23 tRNA genes are annotated in these 2304 nt (G+C 52.7%); all 23 read right to left on the reverse strand.

The window, feature by feature from the left end:
* Window positions 1–203 precede the first annotated feature (203 nt).
* Window positions 204–287, reverse strand: a tRNA-Leu gene (locus HII33_RS13565).
* A gap of 35 nt (window positions 288–322) precedes the next feature.
* Window positions 323–394 (reverse strand) — tRNA-Cys (locus tag HII33_RS13570).
* Between the two features lie 21 nt (window positions 395–415).
* A tRNA-Gln gene (locus HII33_RS13575) sits at window positions 416–487 on the reverse strand.
* Between the two features lie 6 nt (window positions 488–493).
* Window positions 494–566 (reverse strand) — tRNA-His (locus tag HII33_RS13580).
* Window positions 567–580: 14 nt separating this feature from the next.
* Window positions 581–651: transfer RNA gene (locus tag HII33_RS13585), tRNA-Trp, on the reverse strand.
* 5 nt (window positions 652–656) lie between these two features.
* Window positions 657–737: transfer RNA gene (locus HII33_RS13590), tRNA-Tyr, on the reverse strand.
* Between the two features lie 5 nt (window positions 738–742).
* Window positions 743–815, reverse strand: a tRNA-Phe gene (locus HII33_RS13595).
* A gap of 5 nt (window positions 816–820) precedes the next feature.
* Window positions 821–894: transfer RNA gene (locus HII33_RS13600), tRNA-Asp, on the reverse strand.
* Window positions 895–912: 18 nt separating this feature from the next.
* Window positions 913–986, reverse strand: a tRNA-Met gene (locus HII33_RS13605).
* Between the two features lie 10 nt (window positions 987–996).
* Window positions 997–1086 (reverse strand) — tRNA-Ser (locus HII33_RS13610).
* A 25-nt stretch (window positions 1087–1111) separates the two neighbouring features.
* Window positions 1112–1183: transfer RNA gene (locus HII33_RS13615), tRNA-Glu, on the reverse strand.
* A gap of 8 nt (window positions 1184–1191) precedes the next feature.
* Window positions 1192–1279 (reverse strand) — tRNA-Ser (locus tag HII33_RS13620).
* Window positions 1280–1294: 15 nt separating this feature from the next.
* Window positions 1295–1368: transfer RNA gene (locus HII33_RS13625), tRNA-Ile, on the reverse strand.
* A gap of 12 nt (window positions 1369–1380) precedes the next feature.
* Window positions 1381–1451, reverse strand: a tRNA-Gly gene (locus HII33_RS13630).
* Between the two features lie 13 nt (window positions 1452–1464).
* Window positions 1465–1537, reverse strand: a tRNA-Phe gene (locus HII33_RS13635).
* Window positions 1538–1542: 5 nt separating this feature from the next.
* Window positions 1543–1616: transfer RNA gene (locus HII33_RS13640), tRNA-Asp, on the reverse strand.
* Between the two features lie 2 nt (window positions 1617–1618).
* A tRNA-Met gene (locus tag HII33_RS13645) sits at window positions 1619–1692 on the reverse strand.
* A 49-nt stretch (window positions 1693–1741) separates the two neighbouring features.
* Window positions 1742–1815 (reverse strand) — tRNA-Ile (locus HII33_RS13650).
* Between the two features lie 8 nt (window positions 1816–1823).
* Window positions 1824–1897, reverse strand: a tRNA-Met gene (locus HII33_RS13655).
* Window positions 1898–1937: 40 nt separating this feature from the next.
* Window positions 1938–2011 (reverse strand) — tRNA-Pro (locus HII33_RS13660).
* A 5-nt stretch (window positions 2012–2016) separates the two neighbouring features.
* Window positions 2017–2090, reverse strand: a tRNA-Arg gene (locus HII33_RS13665).
* 28 nt (window positions 2091–2118) lie between these two features.
* A tRNA-Gly gene (locus HII33_RS13670) sits at window positions 2119–2190 on the reverse strand.
* 25 nt (window positions 2191–2215) lie between these two features.
* Window positions 2216–2288, reverse strand: a tRNA-Val gene (locus tag HII33_RS13675).
* Window positions 2289–2304 lie beyond the last annotated feature (16 nt).

Genomic DNA, 2304 nt, shown 5'->3' on the forward strand with positions numbered 1-2304 from the left:
AAGAGATTGCTTGAACAACGAAGGGGCGTAATCCGAGAATGCGGATTACGCCCCTTCTTAGTTTGCAAGGCGGTCGGTTATTGGGTGCTTACAGTTTGGGCGCGATTGGCCGCCCCGCGTAAGTTCTGACGGCAAATCAAAAACCCTAAACGCTGATACGTCAACGTTTAGGGTCCTAATGTCCGCTGTCAAAGCGGACTCAATACCGGTGATCGGGGTCGAACCGATACTCCATTGCTGGAACTGGATTTTGAGTCCAGCGCGTCTGCCTATTCCGCCACACCGGCATATTCAGTTAATCTCTTGGCGTCATCCCCAAGAAAGGCGGTGATCGGATTCGAACCGACGCATATAGGTTTTGCAGACCTTTGCCTTACCACTTGGCTACACCGCCAAAAGCTAGCTCTCAGAGCAATTGGGGTAGCTGGATTCGAACCAGCGCATGACGGAGTCAAAGTCCGTTGCCTTACCACTTGGCTATACCCCAATCAAGGGCGGTATGTGGGAATCGAACCCACGTATGCTGGATCCACAAACCAGTGTGTTAACCACTTCACCAATACCGCCATATCATTAAAAGCAGGGATAGTAGGAATTGAACCCACACTGACGGTTTTGGAGACCGTAGTTCTACCTTTAAACTATATCCCTATAAATGGAGGATCTAGGATTCGAACCTAGGAACCCGAAGGAACGGATTTACAGTCCGTCGCGTTTAGCCTCTTCGCTAATCCTCCAGAAATGGCGCGGGACGGAATCGAACCGCCGACACATGGAGCTTCAATCCATTGCTCTACCAACTGAGCTACCGAGCCATTAACGGTTCCAACGGGACTCGAACCCGTGATCTCCTGCGTGACAGGCAGGCGTCCTAACCAACTAGACCATGGAACCAACAATATTGAGTTGTAATTGCGGGAGCTGGATTTGAACCAACGACCTTCGGGTTATGAGCCCGACGAGCTACCAGACTGCTCCATCCCGCGATAATGTTAAAGGAGAATGAGGGATTCGAACCCTCGCGTGGGTTTCCCCACCTGACGGTTTTCAAGACCGTTCCCTTCAGCCAGACTTGGGTAATTCTCCATCTGAAAAAAGTTTATGTTTGGCATGACCCGTACGGGATTTGAACCCATGTTACCGCCGTGAAAGGGCGGTGTCTTAACCACTTGACCAACGGGCCATAAACAACGGAGACGGAGGGATTTGAACCCTCGCGCCAGTTTCCCGACCTACACCCTTAGCAGGGGCGCCTCTTCAGCCACTTGAGTACGTCTCCATAATATTCAGTTAATGGGCCTAAATGGACTTGAACCATCGACCTCACGCTTATCAGGCGTGCGCTCTAACCAGCTGAGCTATAGGCCCATAACCCGATCCAGCGGGTGACGAGAATCGAACTCGCGACAACAGCTTGGAAGGCTGTGGTTTTACCACTAAACTACACCCGCAGTGTGCGGATACTGGCGCGGGACAGAATCGAACTGCCGACACATGGAGCTTCAATCCATTGCTCTACCAACTGAGCTACCGAGCCGACACCGGTTCCAACGGGACTCGAACCCGTGATCTCCTGCGTGACAGGCAGGCGTCCTAACCAACTAGACCATGGAACCAATTGCGGGAGCTGGATTTGAACCAACGACCTTCGGGTTATGAGCCCGACGAGCTACCAGACTGCTCCATCCCGCGATAACAAGAAATATTATAGCCAACGCAGCCCACCCTGTAAAGAGACAGATGGACCTTGTAGGGCTCGAACCTACGACCGGACGGTTATGAGCCGTCTGCTCTAACCAACTGAGCTAAAGGTCCAAGCTCGATCGCGGCGGGGGGGATCGAACCCTCGACCTCCCGGGTATGAACCGGACGCTCTAGCCAGCTGAGCTACACCGCGAAAAAACTTCAATTAAAAAGAACGATGTGCATCGTTCCTATCGGGAAAACAGGATTCGAACCTGCGACCCCCTGGTCCCAAACCAGGTGCTCTACCAAGCTGAGCTATTTCCCGAACAATGCACCCAGTAGGAGTCGAACCTACAACCTTCTGATTCGTAGTCAGACACTCTATCCAGTTGCGCTATGGGTGCATATTCAGTTCTTCGCCGCAAACGACGAAGCGGAAGACGGGATTCGAACCCGCGACCCCCACCATGGCAAGGTGATGTTCTACCACTGAACTACTTCCGCGTGGATCCGGACCCTTGCGGGTCAATGGAGGATACAGGGCTCGAACCTGTGACCCTCTGCTTGTAAGGCAGACGCTCTCCCAACTGAGCTAATCCTCCATGATGAAGCGCGGCA

It is taken from the genome of Lacticaseibacillus absianus (genome assembly GCF_013407595.1).
Taxonomy (GTDB): Bacteria; Bacillota; Bacilli; order Lactobacillales; family Lactobacillaceae; genus Lacticaseibacillus; species Lacticaseibacillus absianus.